Below are 15,018 nucleotides of genomic sequence, written 5' to 3' on the forward strand. Positions count from 1 at the left end.
TCTTATAATCTCGTGCGAAGTTCACTCGACATCTGAAGTAGCGCCTACAACCGATTGATTCAAAAAGACAAACGATGATCTATCCGTGGCAAGCCGATGACTGGAATCGCCTGCAGCAGCTGCACGGCCACTGGCCGCACGCATTGTTGCTGCACGGCCAGGCGGGCATCGGCAAGCTGCGTTTCGCGCAGCACCTTGCGCAGGGTCTGCTGTGCGAGGCGCCGCAACCGAACGGCGAGCCGTGCGGCGCGTGCGTGGCCTGCAACTGGTTCGGGCAGGGCAATCATCCCGACTACCGCATCGTCGTGCCGGAGGCACTCGCCGCCGAAGCCGGCCTCGCGAACGCCGCGAACGGCGCCGACGACAAGGCCGAAAAAGCCGATGGCGACGAAGGCAAGAAGACCCGCACGCCGAGCAAGGAAATCAAGATCGAGCAGATCCGCGGTCTGCTCGACTTCGTCGGCATCGGTTCGCATCGCGGCGGCGCGCGCGTCGTCGTGCTGTATCCGGCCGAGGCGCTCAACGTCGCGGCCGCCAACGCGTTGCTCAAGACGCTGGAAGAGCCGCCCGCGGGCGTCGTGTTCCTGATGGTGTCGGCGCGCGTCGACCGATTGCTGCCGACCATCATTAGCCGCTGCCGTCAGTGGCCGATGAGCGTGCCCGCGCCGGACACCGCCGCGCAGTGGCTGGCCGCGCAAGGCGTTGACGACGCCCGCGCGCTGCTCGCCGAAGCGGGTGGCGCGCCGCTCGCCGCGCTCGCGCTCGCCAGCGACGAAAACCGTCCGCTGCGCGACTGGACGCTCAAGCAGCTCGCGGCCGGCGCCGGGTGCGACGCATTCGCGTGCGGCGAGGCGCTGCAGAAGCTCCCAGTGCCGCTCGTGCTCGGCTGGCTGCAGCGGTGGATGTACGATCTGCTCGCGCAGCGCACCGCCGGCGCGCCGCGCTATTTCCCGCAGGCGTCGGCCGCGCTCACCCGCTGCGCCACCCAGGCCGACGCCAATGCATTCGCGCGTTTTCTGCGCACCGTCACGCGCCAGCGCGCGGTCGAGAACCATCCGTTGAACGCGCGGCTCGTGTTCGAGGAACTGTTCATCGGCTATCGCGCGCTGTTTGCGTGAGCCCGCAGCCGGACAGCCTTCCGTCTTTTTTTCATTCAAGCCAACCGCCATGAGCCTTTCCTACCGCGACGCCACGCTCGACGATCTGCCCGCGATCGTCGCCATCTACAATTCGACGATCCCGTCGCGCCAGGTCACCGCGGACCTCGAGCCGGTCAGCGTCGAGAGCCGGCATGGGTGGTTTCATGCGCACAGCCCGCAGAAGCGGCCGCTGTGGGTGGTCGAAGATCCGAAGCAGGCGGGCCGCGTGATCGCGTGGCTCAGCTTTTCCGATTTTTATGGCCGGCCGGCTTATCAGCGCACCGCCGAAGTCAGCATCTATCTCGACGAAAGCGCGCGCGGCCAGGGACTCGGCAAGCAACTGCTGGCGGCGTCGCTCGATGCGGCACCGGGTCTTGGCATCGATACGGTGCTCGGCTTCGTGTTCGGTCACAATGAAGCGAGCGTGCGGCTGTTCCGCGGCTTCGGCTTCGATGCATGGGGCACGTTACCGCGCGTCGCGGTGCTGGATGGCGTCGAGCGCGATCTGGTGATTCTTGGCAAGCGTCTTGCGCACGCCGGTTGAGCACGCTGCGCAAGCAGCGCCACCTGAGCTGTCCCAAGCGGCCCCGGCCACGCCATCGCCCAGCCGCAAGCCCCTTTTTCGCAGGACCTGACCATGTTTGTCGATTCACACTGCCACATCAACTTCGAAGGACTCGCGGACCGTCTGCCGCAAGTGCTCGAAAACATGCGCAGCCATTCGGTCTCGCACGCGTTGTGCGTGTCGGTGGATCTTGAAACACTGCCGTCGGTACTGGACATCGCCAGCCGCTATGACAACGTGTACGCGTCGGTCGGCGTGCATCCCGATCACGAGCACATGCGCGAGCCGAGCGTAGCCGAGCTGGTTGAGCTTGCCGGGCACCCGAAGGTCGTCGCGATCGGCGAAACCGGGCTCGATTACTACCGCCTCGAAGGCCGCTCGATCGCCGACATGGAGTGGCAGCGCGAGCGCTTTCGCACGCACATCCGCGCCGCGCACGCGACCAGCAAACCGCTGATCATCCACACCCGCTCGGCGTCGGAAGATACGTTGCGCATCATGGCCGAGGAGCGCGCCGGCGTGCCGGGCGGCGTCATGCATTGCTTCACCGAACCGTGGGCCATCGCCGAGCAGGCGCTCGCGCAGAATTTTTACATTTCGCTGTCGGGCATCGTCACGTTCAAGAGCGCGACCGATGTGCAGGACGTCGCGCGCCGCGTGCCGCTCGACCGTCTGCTGATCGAAACCGACTCGCCGTACCTGGCGCCGGTGCCGTATCGCGGCAAACCGAATGAACCTGCGTACGTCAGTTATGTCGGACGCTTCATCGCGCAGCAACTCGAGATGCCGGACGAGGCGCTGGCCGCCGTCACCACGCAAAACTTCTTCAGACTGTTCGGACTCGCCGCGCCGGCCGGAATCTGAGCCAAAAAGCCGCGTAACATCAAAGGGATAGGAAGATTTCCTAAAGTACCATATGAAAAATATTTCGACGTCGTCCGCTGATTTCCAACCGCTGTCCGCCGGGTCGGCCGCCCGGGCTTTCGCGCCGGCGCGCCGTCTCGCGTGCGCCGCCGCGCTCGCGTGCGCGGCGCTCGTCGCGGTGCCCGCGCATGCGGCGCCGATCGACTCGCTGATCAAGTCGGTCAAGTTCGACGACGTCGACGGCGTCAACAAGCTGCTCGCGAAGGGCATGGACCCGAACAGCGTCGACAATCAGGGCATCCCGCTGCTCGTGATCGCCGCGCGCGAGAAATCCGACAAGGTCGCGGCCGCGTTGCTGGCGAATCCAAAGACCGATATCGAGATTCAGGACAAGGCCGGCGAAAACTCGCTGATGATGGCGTCGCTGGTCGGCGACCTGAACTTCGTGAATCTGCTGATCGCGAAGGGCGCCGAGGTCAACAAGAAGGGCTGGGCGCCGCTGCACTACGCGGCCGCGAACGGCCACGACGACATCGTCAAGGTGCTGCTCGACCACTCGGCCTACGTCGACGCGGGCTCGCCGAACGGCACCACGCCGCTGATGATGGCCGCGCGCGGCGGCCACGTTTCCACCGTCAAGCTGCTGCTCGACAACGGCGCGGACCTGTCGGTGAAAAACCAGATCGGCATGACCGCGCTCGATTTCGCCAAGACCTACAAGGAGCCGGACGTCGTCGAAGGGCTCACGGCGCGCATGCAGCAGACGCAGCAGCAGAAGCAATGACGTTTTGTCGGCAGGCGGCGCGGTGCGCCCGCGAAGCGTCAGGCGCCTCGCCATGCCGTGCCGCTTTGCAGCCGTTTTGCCCGAGCTGCGCGCCTGCCGGCCTGCTGCCGCCGCGTAAAACAGTGCAGAATGACGACTTCGGCGCGCCGCGTAGCGCGCCGTCCGGACGCGGCAGAAAGACCGCGTGAATAAACAACCCTGGAAAGGAACACCATGCTGCGGGCTTTGATTTTCGCCGGCGCGCTTGCCTTGCCGCTTTCGGCAGCCGCGTTTACGGGAGGCGACCTCAACAAGCTGTGCACCAAGACGGACGTGGCTTCGCGTAGCGCCTGCGCGGCCTACATCGAAGGCGCGGCCGACGGCATCTTCAACACGATCGACGCGATCGGCGGCACCACCGGTCCGCGCGTCGGCCAGTACTTCTGCCTGCCGCCGGATGCGCGCTCGGCGCAGTTGACCGACGCGGTGCGCAAGTACATCGCCGAGAACCCGAACGCCGCGGGCTACAACGCGAGCACGGCGATTTCGCTGGGTCTCGGCAAGGCGTTTCCCTGCAAGAGCGGCGGCTGATCGATAACCGCGGCGCATCGAAGAACCCGTTGTAACGCCCAGGCGCGGTCGTGCCCCCCGGATGTCAGTAGTCGCGCAGGCGCGCCGCCGCTCATCGAGCCCGGAGGAAGATGCCCGTTATGCCTACTATCGACGACTTCTACCGCGTGGCGGCCGCGCCGCTGCATACGTGGCTCGGCACGCTGATCGTGACGGCCATCGTGGCGATCGTGGCGAGCGGCATTCACCGCTTCGGCGCGCGCGTCGTGAAGCGTCTCGCGCGGCCGCACGCGCTGACGAGCGTCGTGCTGCGCTACATCGACAAGCCGTCGCTGTTCGCCCTCGTGATCCTCGCGTTCGCGTGGGTCTGGTCCGAGGCACCCGACACCCTCAACTTCATCGAACCGGTGCGCGACATCACCGGCATCGCGCTGATCGCCGCGCTGACGTGGCTGTCGGTGCGCTCGGCCGCGGCGATCGGCGAAGCGATCATCCGCGCCCATCCGCTCGATTCCGCCGATAACCTGCAGGCGCGCCGCATCCATACGCAGGCGCGCGTACTCGCGCGCTCGGTGATGATCGTGATCGTGATCATCGGTGTCGGCGGTGCGCTGATGACCTTGCCCAACGTGCGGCAGATCGGCGCGAGCCTGCTGGCGTCGGCGGGTGTCGCCGGTCTGGTCGCCGGCATCGCGGCGCGGCCGGTGCTCGGCAACCTGATCGCCGGTTTGCAGATCGCGCTGTCGCAACCGATCCGCCTCGACGACGTCGTCGTGATCCAGGACGAGTGGGGACGCATCGAGGAGATCACCGGCACGTACGTGTCGGTGCGGCTGTGGGACCAGCGCCGTCTGATCGTGCCGCTGCAATGGTTTATCGAAAATCCGTTCTCGAACTGGACCCGCAGCAGCTCGCAGATCATTGGCACCGTGTTCCTGTTCGTCGATTACCGGATGCCGCTCGCGCCGCTGCGCGAGGAGCTTGCGCGCATCGTCGAGAACGCGCCCGAGTGGGACCGTCGCGTGCAGGTGCTGCAGGTGACGGACTGCACCGAGCGCGCGATGCAGTTGCGCGCGCTCGTCAGCGCGCCCGATTCCGGCCTTGCGTGGGATCTGCGCTGCCGCGTGCGCGAAGGGCTGCTCGATTTCGTTCATCGGCATTACCCGGAATACCTGCCGCGGGCGCGTGCCGAGGTGTCGGCGGAGCTGGAGACCGGTGGCGCTGGCCCGAGCGACTGGCTGCCGCGCAGCCGGCAGGCGCCAGCCGGCAGCACCGCCGCGCATACCGAAGCCGATCCGGTGGCGAGCCGCATCGACCGCACTGGCGCGGGCGAGGTCGCGCAGAAGGCTAAGGAGCAGGCTTAGGCGGGCGTTGCGGATCGCGAATCGCCCGTGGCGTGCGGCGACCGCCCTCGGCAAGCCCGGCGATGCGCGGGCACGCCGATTGCTACTAACGGGCGCGCCACGCCTGCTCAGGCGTCGCGGCGCATCGCAAGAATGACGGAGGACATGCACTATGGGCCGATTGATCGTCGTGTCGAATCGCGTCGCGACGCCGACGGAGACCAAGGGATCGGCGGGTGGACTCGCGGTCGGCGTATTCGGCGCGCTGAAGGATGCAGGCGGCGTCTGGTTCGGCTGGAGCGGCGACGTAGTCAGCGAAACGGTCGCCAACGCGGGGCCGATGCTCGAGCAGGACGGCGCGGTGACCTTCGCAACCGTCGGCCTCACGCGCAAGGACTACGACCAGTACTACCGCGGCTTCTCGAACGCGACGCTGTGGCCGGTATTCCACTACCGCAACGACCTCGCGCGCTACGAGCGCGAGGAGTACGCGGGCTACCGGCGCGTCAACGCATGGCTCGCTCACAAGCTGGTCAAGCTGCTCGAACCCGACGACATCATCTGGATTCACGACTACCATCTGATCCCGTTTGCCGAGGCGCTGCGCAGCGAGGGCGTGACGAACCGCATCGGTTTCTTCCTGCATATTCCGTTTCCCGCGCCGCAGATCCTGCTCAACATTCCGCCGCACGAGGAACTGGTGAAGTCGATGTCGTGCTACGACCTGCTCGGCTTCCAGACCGCCACCGACCAGCAGGCATTCCACGACTACGTGACGCGTCACGCGCGCGGCACGGTGAGCGCGGACGGCCTCGTCGAGGCGTTCGGGCGCAAGCTGCGCACCGGCGTTTACCGGATCGGCGTGTTCCCCGACGAAATCGCCGAGCAGGCCAAGCGCTACGAAAGCCGCCAGCACGTGCTCGAGCTGAAGCAAAGCCTCGAGGGGCGCAAGCTGGTCATGAGCGTCGACCGGCTCGACTATTCGAAGGGACTGGTCGAGCGCTTTCGCGCGTTCGAGTTGCTGCTCGAACGCTCGCCCGAATGGCGCGGCAACGTCACGCTCGTGCAGATCGCGCCGCCTACGCGCTCGGACGTCGCGACCTATCAGAAGATCCGCCAGGATCTCGAATACGAGGCAGGGCGCATCAACGGCCGCTACTCGGGGCTCGACTACACGCCGATCCGCTATCTGAACCAGCAGTACGACCGCTGGAAGCTGATGTCGCTGTTTCGGGAGTCGCAGATCGGCTTCGTCACGCCGCTGCACGACGGCATGAACCTCGTCGCGAAGGAGTACGTGGCCGCGCAGAATCCCGACGATCCCGGCGTGCTCGTGCTGTCGATTTTCGCGGGCGCGGCCGCCGAGCTCTCTGGCGCGCTGCTCGTCAATCCGCACGATGCGATCGGCGTGTGCGAGGCCTTGCAACGCGCGCTGCAAATGCCGCTCGACGCGCGCCAGCGGCGTCACGAGATCGACATGGCCGCGCTGCGTAAGAACGATCTCGGAGTGTGGCGCGACAGCTTCCTCAGGGATTTGCGCAGCATGCCAGTGCGCGGGTCGGGCGAGGGCGGCGGCCACAAATGACGGCGCGGCGACGGCCCAAAGCCCGCGCAAACCCGGCGCGTGGCCGCGTGTCACCGGATGTAAGCCGCTTGTAACAGCACCGAGCAATTGCAAGACCTGCGGCTTTTCGACCGATGTCAGGGAATAATTCCCCGTAGCGACGATGCATGCGACGCTTAGGGACCGCGTTAGGGACCGCGCGCATTGTTCCGACGTCATGGCGCTGTCATACTCGGCGTCGCCGACGGCATCGCGATTGCGCGCCAGCCGCCGGCTCACGGAGACACAATATGAAGATTGCGCAGATCGCCCCGCTGACCGAATCGGTGCCGCCGAAGCTCTACGGCGGCACGGAGCGCGTCGTGTCGTACATCACCGAAGCGCTGGTCGAGCAAGGCCACGACGTGACGCTGTTCGCGAGCGGCGACTCCGTCACGAGCGCGAAGCTCGAAGCGGTGTGGCCGCGCGCGCTGCGGCTCGATCCGGGCATTCGCGACCGCGTCGCACCGCATATGCTGTTGATGGAACTCGTGCGCCGCCAGGCCGAAGAGTTCGACGTGCTGCATTTCCACCTCGACTACTACTCGTTCTCGGTATTCAAGCGGCAGGACACGCCGTTCGTCACGACGATGCACGGCCGGCTCGATCTGCCCGAGCAGCAGCCGGTGTTCGACACATTCAACACCGCCCCCGTGATCTCCATTTCGAACGCGCAGCGTCATCCGCTGCCGCAGGCGCGCTGGCTCACCACGGTCTATCACGGCCTGCCGGCGCAGCTCTATACGCCGCAACCGGTCGAGCAGAAGTACCTCGCGTTTCTCGGCCGGATTTCGCCGGAAAAGCGCGTCGATACGGCGATCCGCATCGCCGGCCGCTGCGGCATGCCGATCCGTATCGCCGCCAAGGTGGATGCGGCCGATCGCGAGTACTTCGAGCGCGATATCCGGCCGTTGCTCGACCTGCCGTACGTCGAGTACATCGGCGAGATTGCCGATCATCAGAAGGCCGAGTTTCTGTCGGGCGCGCATGCGCTGCTGTTTCCGATCGACTGGCCGGAGCCGTTCGGTCTCGTGATGATCGAGGCGATGGCTTGCGGCACGCCGGTGATCGCGTTCAACCGCGGCTCGGTGCCCGAAGTGCTCGAAGAGGGCGTGACCGGGTTCATCGTCGAGGACGAGATCGGCGCGGTGGCGGCCGTGAACCGGCTGCACAAGGTGTCGCGCGCGGGCGTGCGGCGGCGTTTCGAGGAGCGCTTCACGTCGCACCGGATGGCGCGTGAGTATGTGGAGGCCTATCAGTTGGTGATTCGCGCACAGAAGCGCTCGAGGTTCAAGGTGGTCGATTCGTCGGGCCGTTGACGCGGGATCGTTGGGACGTGTCGAAGCGAAGGACGGCGGTGCGCGATGCGCGGCGCCGTTTTTTTTGCGCGCGAGTTTTTCCGTTCCCGAGCGTCGGCATCGGCATCCATAACAAAAAGGCCGCGCGACGACCCGCACAGGGTCCACCGCGCGGCCTTCGCCGCGATGCGCGCGCAAGTGATCAGTGAAGCGCGCCGATGAGCGCGCTCAGATCTTCAGCCGCGTGACCTTCGTGCCTTGCAGCGAGACGTCGCCCATCAGGCCCGCGTTCGTCAACACGAAAACCTGCACCGGCGCAGTGGCCGTGGTCGTGTCGACGGCGCCATTCGCGCCGATCTTCACGAGCGCGACCGATGCATCGACGCCGGCCGACCAGCCCTCCGCGTTGCGGAATTTGTCGAGCGAATCCTGCGTCATGAACAGGAAGATGATCGCCTTCGACTGCGCGCCCGCCTGCAGGCCGAACGAGCCCGACGCGGTGCTGTAATAGCCGACCGTCGCGCCGCCCACCCGCAATGCGCCTTCGCCATACTGGCCGCCGACGATCAAGCCCGCCTGCAGCACCGACGGGAACACCAGCACGCCGCGCGCCTTCGACACCAGCTCGCGCGAGCCCGGCACGGTCGTGAACAGCTTGGACAGCGTGCCATCGACGCTGGCGTCGATCGACTGTCGTTTCGAGGCGTCGACATGAGCATTTTCCGGCGTGTTGCCCGTCGTCGTGCAGCCGGCGAGTGCAAGGCCTCCGAAAGCAAGCGCAGCGGTCGTCTTCAACATGAAGTGTCGTCTTTGCATCGTTTTTCTCCGTCATGGATCCGGGGCGCAACCGTGGTGGTGTCGCCTGGTTGCCTTTGAGTTATAACACAGGCTGGTGCAAAAGGCGCGTTGCGTGACAACGCGAAAAGCCTTATGGGACAAGGGTTTGAGCCTGATCGCAAAAAGTCTTCCCAGTAAATTTGACCGGCCTTGCGCGCGACTTCCGAGCACGCGTCGAGCGACGATCCGAGGGGCGACGCTAAACAGCGCCCGAGTCGCGGCGATTGTGGGGACGCTTCGGCGTGGCCGCACGATGCGCCGGTTTTTACCGATTTTCGCGTTGCGCGGCGGCCCATCGACATGGCAATGAGAGTGTTGTTTCGGCGCAGCAAATTGCGGCGAAGTGTAAGCGGCGCGGCCGCCGCTCACCCGTGATTCGCCGGACTCTTGACCGCGGGCGGGCGCCGCAGCGCGCGGCGCACCATGCCGATGATCGCGCCGATCGCGAACAGCATAGCCGCCGGCACGATCCAATAGCCGACGAATGCGTGCCACAGATAGGCCAATAGCGTCGAGCGGCGCACGCTGTATTCGTTGATCGCGTCCTGCTGGCGCGGCGCGTTGGCGGCCAGCACGTCGGCCGGGCAGCCGGCCGCCTTGGCCTCGTCGGGCTTGCCATGGCAATGCGCGGGCGCCCCGGCGGTGCGCTGCGCCTGGGTGAAATTCCAGGTGGTCAGCGCGCGGTCGAGATCGACCGCGTTGTACGACATTTCCTCGCGAATCTCGTTGACCGCCACGATCGCCACAGGCACGGCCCAGAATATGATGACCAGCAACCACCGCCTTAACCAGCGGTTTTTGTGCTTCGATACCATCCTTGCCTCCAATCGATGCTCAGTAGCACCAACGACAAGATGGCGGCCCGCGTAGTTGTTTGGTTCTATATGAGTGAGGGTGGGCCGTCTCCGCAGCCATCATAGAAGAAAACGGCGCGTTGCGGCGGGTGGACGACGAAGCGGGGGGACTCGATCGGAGCGCCGCGTGGGCGCAACGATGCGCCGGCGCGGCGTCGATCGGAGGGCGCCGGCGTGGGGGACGGCTCCGCCTTTCGCTCAGTTGGCCGGCGCCGAGGAGGACAGGCAGGTCTTCATGAAGGCCTTGCGGTCGTCGCCTTTCTTGTCGGCCGCCTTCTTGTTGCACACCTTCATCTTGTCCTGCTGGCTCATCGGCGCGGCGGCGGCCGGCTTCGCGGAAAGACAGGTTTGCATGAACGCCTTGCGCTCGTCGCCTTTCTTTTCGCCGGCCTGCTTGTTGCAGTCGGCCATCTTGGTTTGCTGGCTGTTCTGCGCAAACGCCGGCGATACGAGTACCGCGCCCAACACCAGCGTAGCGATAGCGGATTGAATTTTCATGGGACACTCCATCGGTGGTGAAAACGTTTCTGATCGTTCATGCGCGCGGGCGACGACGGCATTCATGGGCCCATCGGCGCATCCATTATGGCAAATGCCGTCTGCGAGAACGGCTCAAAATGCATTCCGGTTGACAGCGGTCCGCGCTCGTTTTCCCTGAGCAGCGTGGCGCAACTGGCGCCGCGGCGTTTGAAACAATCGAATGAACGAGAGCGCGAATTTTGTCATGCAATGCAGATTGCTCGTGACGTTTATTTCAAGCTTATTGAAACGAAATTACGGTTTCCGCCATTTTGATCTATGGTTAACAGGCAATGAGAATTTTCATATTGCTGCGAATGCAACTGAATAGAAAATAGGCATGAAATTCGGTAGTCGCCGTTATCCTCAACTGCGCTCCGGTGCATGCCGCTCCCTGCCAACCCTCAACCTCGCGAGGAGACTCACCATGCATTACCTGTTGATGTACGAGTTGGTACCCGACTATCTGGAGCGGCGCGGCGAGCATCGCGACGCGCATCTGAAACTCGCATGGGCCGCCGCCGAGCGCGGCGAACTGCTGCTCGCCGGCGCGCTCGCGGAGCCGACGGACGGTGCGGTGCTGCTCTTCACCGGCGCGTCGCCTGCGGTGGCGGAGGCCTTTGCTACCGCCGATCCGTACGTACTCTCCGGACTGGTTACGCGCTGGCGCGTGCGCGAATGGACCACGGTCGTCGGCGAGCACGCATCGAAACCAGTGCGCCCGTAACGTCGTTCGAAGCGACTTCGTCGCTTCTGTCACGCCTCGAACTCCGCGCATGCGCGGCCGCCGCGTGTGCGCCTCCGGTTGCCTCCATGTCACCGCGCGGGCGCGTCGCAGTCCGTTCGCCGACGCTCGAAACCGATGTCACATCAACCATCAAAGCGCATAGAAATGCATGCTGGATCGGCAATTACATTTCTAAAGCCCATTCTGTTCGGTGATGCGGTATTGTGCTTTGCAATAGACAGATCCGATGCCGGATAAGCAGCGGCTTCTGTTACGGCAATACGAGAATCGACGCAGCGAAACCGACAAGATTGTTTCTATCCGTAACACTTGTCTCAACTGTACTCATGCAAAGATTGGAATGGTATGCTTCGTGCACAAATTTTCCCACGCACGAGTGAGACCGCGTTTTGTGCTTCGTAATAGGGAAGAGCCGCACCACGTGTGGGCGGGCTGCTCCAGCGAGCCGAACGGACCAAACAAATTTGTGCAACCGAGGGCCGCACACGGGTCGTGAACGCTGAGAATCCGTGGCAGGCCCAACGCCGCGGCCAGGCCAGGCCGCGTGGAGAAAATCCAATGTTTTTCGATGAGCTAAACAACGACGAATGGGCGCTGCTCGCGCCGCTCGTCTCCGACGAGCCGGCCGTCCGTCTGAACCGGCGCGGCCGGCCGCGCGCCGAACCGCGCATCGTGACGAATGCCGTGCTGTGGATCATGACGACCGGCGAGCCGTGGTCGAAGCTGCCGGGCCGCTATCCGTCCGGTCCCACCTGCCGCCGCCGCTTCGAAGAGTGGCAACTGAACGGCACACTGCTGGAAATGGTCCGTCTGCTGTCGCAGAGCGGGCGTACCTTCGCATACATTCCCCAACCGGCGCCGCCCGTTACGGCCAGACCTGCGGCACCGGTTGCGCAAACCCCGAGCCCGCGCGAAGACAATAATCTGCGCGGCGTGTCGTGGAAGAGTCCCGAGTCGTGGCAGGCGCCCGGCGTCGCGAGCGCGTTGAGCCAATGGCGTACGGCCGATCCGATCGGCGACATCACGCGGCAATTGTCGGGGCTTGCCCCAGCGAGCGCGGTGGCGACATCGGCGTTCGCGACGTCCGCAGTGGCGACGTCCGCGATGGCGGCGCAGATGCGCGTCGAACCGGCCGCATCCGGCACGGCCGAGCCCGTCGCGGTCGACGACCCGCGCCCGTCGCTGACGATGGGCCTCGCCCCGCGCGGCATGCAGGTCGCCGATTCGCGCGGTTATCTGATCTACGTGGTGGTCGAGGAAGTGCCGAATGCGATGTATCGCGGGTGGGCCGAGATCATCAGGGACGGCAAGCGCGTCGAGCGCTCTGGCCTCGTCGGCCCGCGCTTCGCGGATGCGCAGCACGCGCAGCAGTTCGCGCTCGACTGGGCGCGTCAGTGGATCGATCGCGAATGCGCGACCGACGCGGCGGCCACGACGATGGTCCACGCAACGGCCGCGCCCGCGTCGGCGAACCTTGCGCAGCGGTCCGCGGAGCGTTCGTTGTCAGGCCTGCGTCATGCGCCGGAACCGGCATCGGTCAATGGCATCGCGAATCACCCGGGCAATCACGGCGCGCCGTTGCACGGGCCGCTGAAGCCATCACTGAATGCATTGCGCGGGACGCTGCGCCGCTATCCGTCGGACACCGCGACCGCGGGCGGGGCAAGCACGCCCACGGTGACGACCGACAGCGGCACCGCGGAGCGCTTATCCGCAACCTACAAAGAACTCATCTCATACGTGGGATGAGCCCGGCGGTCCCCGCGGCCGCTTTGCGCCGCCGCAGGTTCCCGCTTCGTCATTGCGACCGGTCGCGCCTCATTGCCTTCCGTACGTATCGTCGAAGCGCACGATATCGTCTTCGCCGAGGTACGAACCCGACTGCACCTCGATCATTTCGAGCGGCATCTTGCCCGGGTTTTCGAGGCGATGCGTAACGCCGAGCGGAATATAGGCCGACTCGTTTTCGGACACGATAAAGCGTTCGTCGCCGCGCGTGACGAGCGCGGTGCCGCGCACGACGATCCAGTGCTCCGCGCGGTGATGATGCATCTGCAGCGACAACCGCGCGCCCGGCTTCACGACGATCCGCTTGACCTGGAAGCGCTCGCCGGTGTCGACGGAATCGTAGTTGCCCCACGGCCGATGCACCTTGCGATGATTGGCCGCTTCGAGCCCGCCATTCTCGCGAATCCGGTTGACGATCTTCTTGACGTCCTGCACGCGTGATTTGTCGGCGACCAGAATCGCATCGGCGGTCTCGACGACGACGAGATCCTGCGTGCCGACGCAGGCAATCAGTCGTCCTTCGGAATGCGCGAAGGTGGAGTTCGCGCCTTCGAACATCACGCGGCCGCGGCTCACGTTGCGATCGGGGTCCTTCTCGCTGATGTCCCAGATCGCGTCCCACGAACCGACGTCGGACCAGCCGGCCGCAAGCGGCACGACCACGCCCGACGCGATGCTCTGATCGGCGCCGAGCTTTTCCATCACCGCGTAGTCGATCGAATTCGACGGCGAGCCGCTGAACGCATCGCGTTGCAGCCGGAAGAAGTCGCCGTCCGCCGTGCTGCCCGCGAAGGCCGATTCGCATGCTGCGTAAATGGCCGGCTGAAAATGGCGGATCGCTTTGAGCCACGTCGATGCGCGCACGATGAAAATACCGCTGTTCCACCAGTATTCGCGTGATTCGACATAGCGCTGCGCGAGTTCCAGATGCGGCTTTTCGACGAAACGGTCGAGGCGATGCGCGACCGGGCGAGCCGCTGCTGCGGTCTGCGCATCGTCAGAACCGAGCGGCGCGCCGATGCGGATATAGCCGTAGCCGGTTTCGGCACGCGTCGGCACGATTCCCATGGTGACGATATGGCCAGCGGCCGCATGCTGTACGCCGGCGGCGAGCGCCGCGTGAAATCCTGCGCTGTCGGTGACCGCGTGATCGGCGGGCATCACGACCATGATGCCGTCTTCATCCTGCGCGGCGACGGACAACGCGGCCACCGTCAACGCGGGCGCGGTGTCACGGCCCACGGGTTCGAGTATCAGCCGGCTCGGCCTGGCGCTCGTGCGCAATTGTTCGGCCGTCGTGAAGCGCTGTTCTTCATTGGCAACGACCACGAGCTGGCCGGCAAGCGGATAACCGGCTTCGAGCCCATCGAGACGGCGGGTCGTCGATTGCAGCAGCGACTCTTCGCCGAGCAGGCCGATCAGCTGCTTCGGATGCTGCTCGCGCGACATCGGCCACAGCCGGGTGCCCGAGCCGCCCGCGAGAATCACGGGATGAACCTTGAGCTTGACGCTGGTTGCGGTTGAGGGCATGGGCGATTGGGCGGGGGTGGGCCGGGTGCCGGCAGGCGTGACCGGGGCCGGAGCTGTCATGGTGAACTCTCCTCGAGGCTGGATGAATGCGTCGAGTTTTATCACGAAGTCACGAATCAATAAAAGCGCGTTAAATACAATTCCGATAAACGGCGCATCAAATTTATTCGAAATTCACCAAAAAATGTCTCGTCGATTTATTTATAAATAAAAATTACCTGAAAAAAATCAGCAAGCATTTTTTTCGCTTAATGATGCGCAAGAATGACAGCGCGAGTGGCGCCAGAGCTTCGCGCCAGAACTGTTGGCAAAGCGAAAGCTTCTACATGAAAGCGCTCGAATGGGCTGCCCGGAATGTTATGTCGGGCCGCATTGCGGCAACAATTGCCGCACAAAATGCATAAAAAATGGCGAAATTTTGACCGATACAATTTGAGATTTTTTGCGGTCTTGTCGTGGGAATTTTAATACCGCTTTATTGAGGTATGAACAAGGGTATTCACTCATTCGCATTCGGAATTTGCGGTCTGGCCATTCAGGCTCATTCAGTCCAGTCGCGCCGCCAGGCAGATCGGAAATAAAAAAGCCCAACGATGA

At 64.5% G+C, this 15,018-nt stretch carries 15 protein-coding genes; 11 read left to right on the forward strand and 4 right to left on the reverse strand.

From position 1 onward, the window contains the following. Positions 1–74: 74 nt before the first annotated feature. The 8 genes from OKW40_RS06200 to OKW40_RS06235 all read left to right on the forward strand — a co-directional run bounded on the left by OKW40_RS06200 (position 75) and on the right by OKW40_RS06235 (position 8,166). Positions 75–1,118: a DNA polymerase III subunit delta' gene (locus OKW40_RS06200; RefSeq protein WP_429488748.1), complete on the forward strand. Its 1,044-nt coding sequence runs from the start codon at positions 75–77 to the stop codon at positions 1,116–1,118. A 49-nt stretch (positions 1,119–1,167) separates the two neighbouring features. Then, positions 1,168–1,683 (forward strand): GNAT family N-acetyltransferase, encoded by a 516-nt coding sequence (locus tag OKW40_RS06205; RefSeq protein WP_090804789.1) that lies wholly within the window; start codon positions 1,168–1,170, stop codon positions 1,681–1,683. Positions 1,684–1,776: 93 nt separating this feature from the next. Next, positions 1,777–2,568, forward strand: coding sequence for a TatD family hydrolase (locus OKW40_RS06210; RefSeq protein ID WP_429488750.1), 792 nt, complete (start codon positions 1,777–1,779; stop codon positions 2,566–2,568). A gap of 52 nt (positions 2,569–2,620) precedes the next feature. Next, complete coding sequence (locus OKW40_RS06215; protein ID WP_429488752.1) at positions 2,621–3,352, forward strand: ankyrin repeat domain-containing protein; 732 nt, start codon at positions 2,621–2,623, stop codon at positions 3,350–3,352. 213 nt (positions 3,353–3,565) lie between these two features. Then, positions 3,566–3,922: a Rap1a/Tai family immunity protein gene (locus OKW40_RS06220; protein WP_090804794.1), complete on the forward strand. Its 357-nt coding sequence runs from the start codon at positions 3,566–3,568 to the stop codon at positions 3,920–3,922. Positions 3,923–4,041: 119 nt separating this feature from the next. After that, the gene (locus OKW40_RS06225) at positions 4,042–5,265 is read left to right on the forward strand and encodes a mechanosensitive ion channel family protein (RefSeq protein WP_429355515.1); all 1,224 of its coding nucleotides are present in this window, start codon (positions 4,042–4,044) and stop codon (positions 5,263–5,265) included. 151 nt (positions 5,266–5,416) lie between these two features. Next, positions 5,417–6,829 (forward strand): alpha,alpha-trehalose-phosphate synthase (UDP-forming), encoded by a 1,413-nt coding sequence (gene otsA, locus OKW40_RS06230; RefSeq protein ID WP_429488754.1) that lies wholly within the window; start codon positions 5,417–5,419, stop codon positions 6,827–6,829. A gap of 269 nt (positions 6,830–7,098) precedes the next feature. Beyond that, positions 7,099–8,166, forward strand: coding sequence for a glycosyltransferase family 4 protein (locus OKW40_RS06235; protein WP_184066675.1), 1,068 nt, complete (start codon positions 7,099–7,101; stop codon positions 8,164–8,166). 207 nt (positions 8,167–8,373) lie between these two features. Here OKW40_RS06235 and OKW40_RS06240 read toward each other — a convergent pair whose 3' ends face one another. From OKW40_RS06240 to OKW40_RS06250, 3 genes are all read right to left on the reverse strand, one after another. Beyond that, complete coding sequence (locus tag OKW40_RS06240; RefSeq protein ID WP_184066672.1) at positions 8,374–8,961, reverse strand: BPSL1445 family SYLF domain-containing lipoprotein; 588 nt, start codon at positions 8,959–8,961, stop codon at positions 8,374–8,376. Between the two features lie 386 nt (positions 8,962–9,347). Further along, positions 9,348–9,797 (reverse strand): hypothetical protein, encoded by a 450-nt coding sequence (locus OKW40_RS06245; RefSeq protein ID WP_184033559.1) that lies wholly within the window; start codon positions 9,795–9,797, stop codon positions 9,348–9,350. Positions 9,798–10,034: 237 nt separating this feature from the next. Further along, positions 10,035–10,334, reverse strand: coding sequence for a PsiF family protein (locus tag OKW40_RS06250; RefSeq protein WP_184066667.1), 300 nt, complete (start codon positions 10,332–10,334; stop codon positions 10,035–10,037). A 39-nt stretch (positions 10,335–10,373) separates the two neighbouring features. Here OKW40_RS06250 and OKW40_RS06255 point away from each other — a divergent pair, with 39 nt between their 5' ends. The 3 genes from OKW40_RS06255 to OKW40_RS06265 all read left to right on the forward strand — a co-directional run bounded on the left by OKW40_RS06255 (position 10,374) and on the right by OKW40_RS06265 (position 12,852). Beyond that, positions 10,374–10,631 carry a hypothetical protein gene (locus tag OKW40_RS06255; protein ID WP_429488755.1) on the forward strand — a complete coding sequence of 86 codons (258 nt, stop codon included), beginning with the start codon at positions 10,374–10,376 and terminating at the stop codon, positions 10,629–10,631. 151 nt (positions 10,632–10,782) lie between these two features. Further along, entirely contained in the window at positions 10,783–11,082 is a 300-nt protein-coding gene (locus tag OKW40_RS06260) for a YciI-like protein (RefSeq protein ID WP_018418036.1), read from the forward strand. A 579-nt stretch (positions 11,083–11,661) separates the two neighbouring features. Then, positions 11,662–12,852: a transposase gene (locus tag OKW40_RS06265; RefSeq protein ID WP_429488757.1), complete on the forward strand. Its 1,191-nt coding sequence runs from the start codon at positions 11,662–11,664 to the stop codon at positions 12,850–12,852. Between the two features lie 69 nt (positions 12,853–12,921). On the opposite strand, the gene OKW40_RS06270 is transcribed toward OKW40_RS06265, so the two are convergent. Then, positions 12,922–14,481: a mannose-1-phosphate guanylyltransferase/mannose-6-phosphate isomerase gene (locus OKW40_RS06270; RefSeq protein ID WP_429488759.1), complete on the reverse strand. Its 1,560-nt coding sequence runs from the start codon at positions 14,479–14,481 to the stop codon at positions 12,922–12,924. Positions 14,482–15,018 lie beyond the last annotated feature (537 nt).

It is taken from the genome of Paraburkholderia sp. RAU6.4a (assembly GCF_050435625.1).
Lineage (GTDB): Bacteria > Pseudomonadota > Gammaproteobacteria > Burkholderiales > Burkholderiaceae > Paraburkholderia > Paraburkholderia tuberum.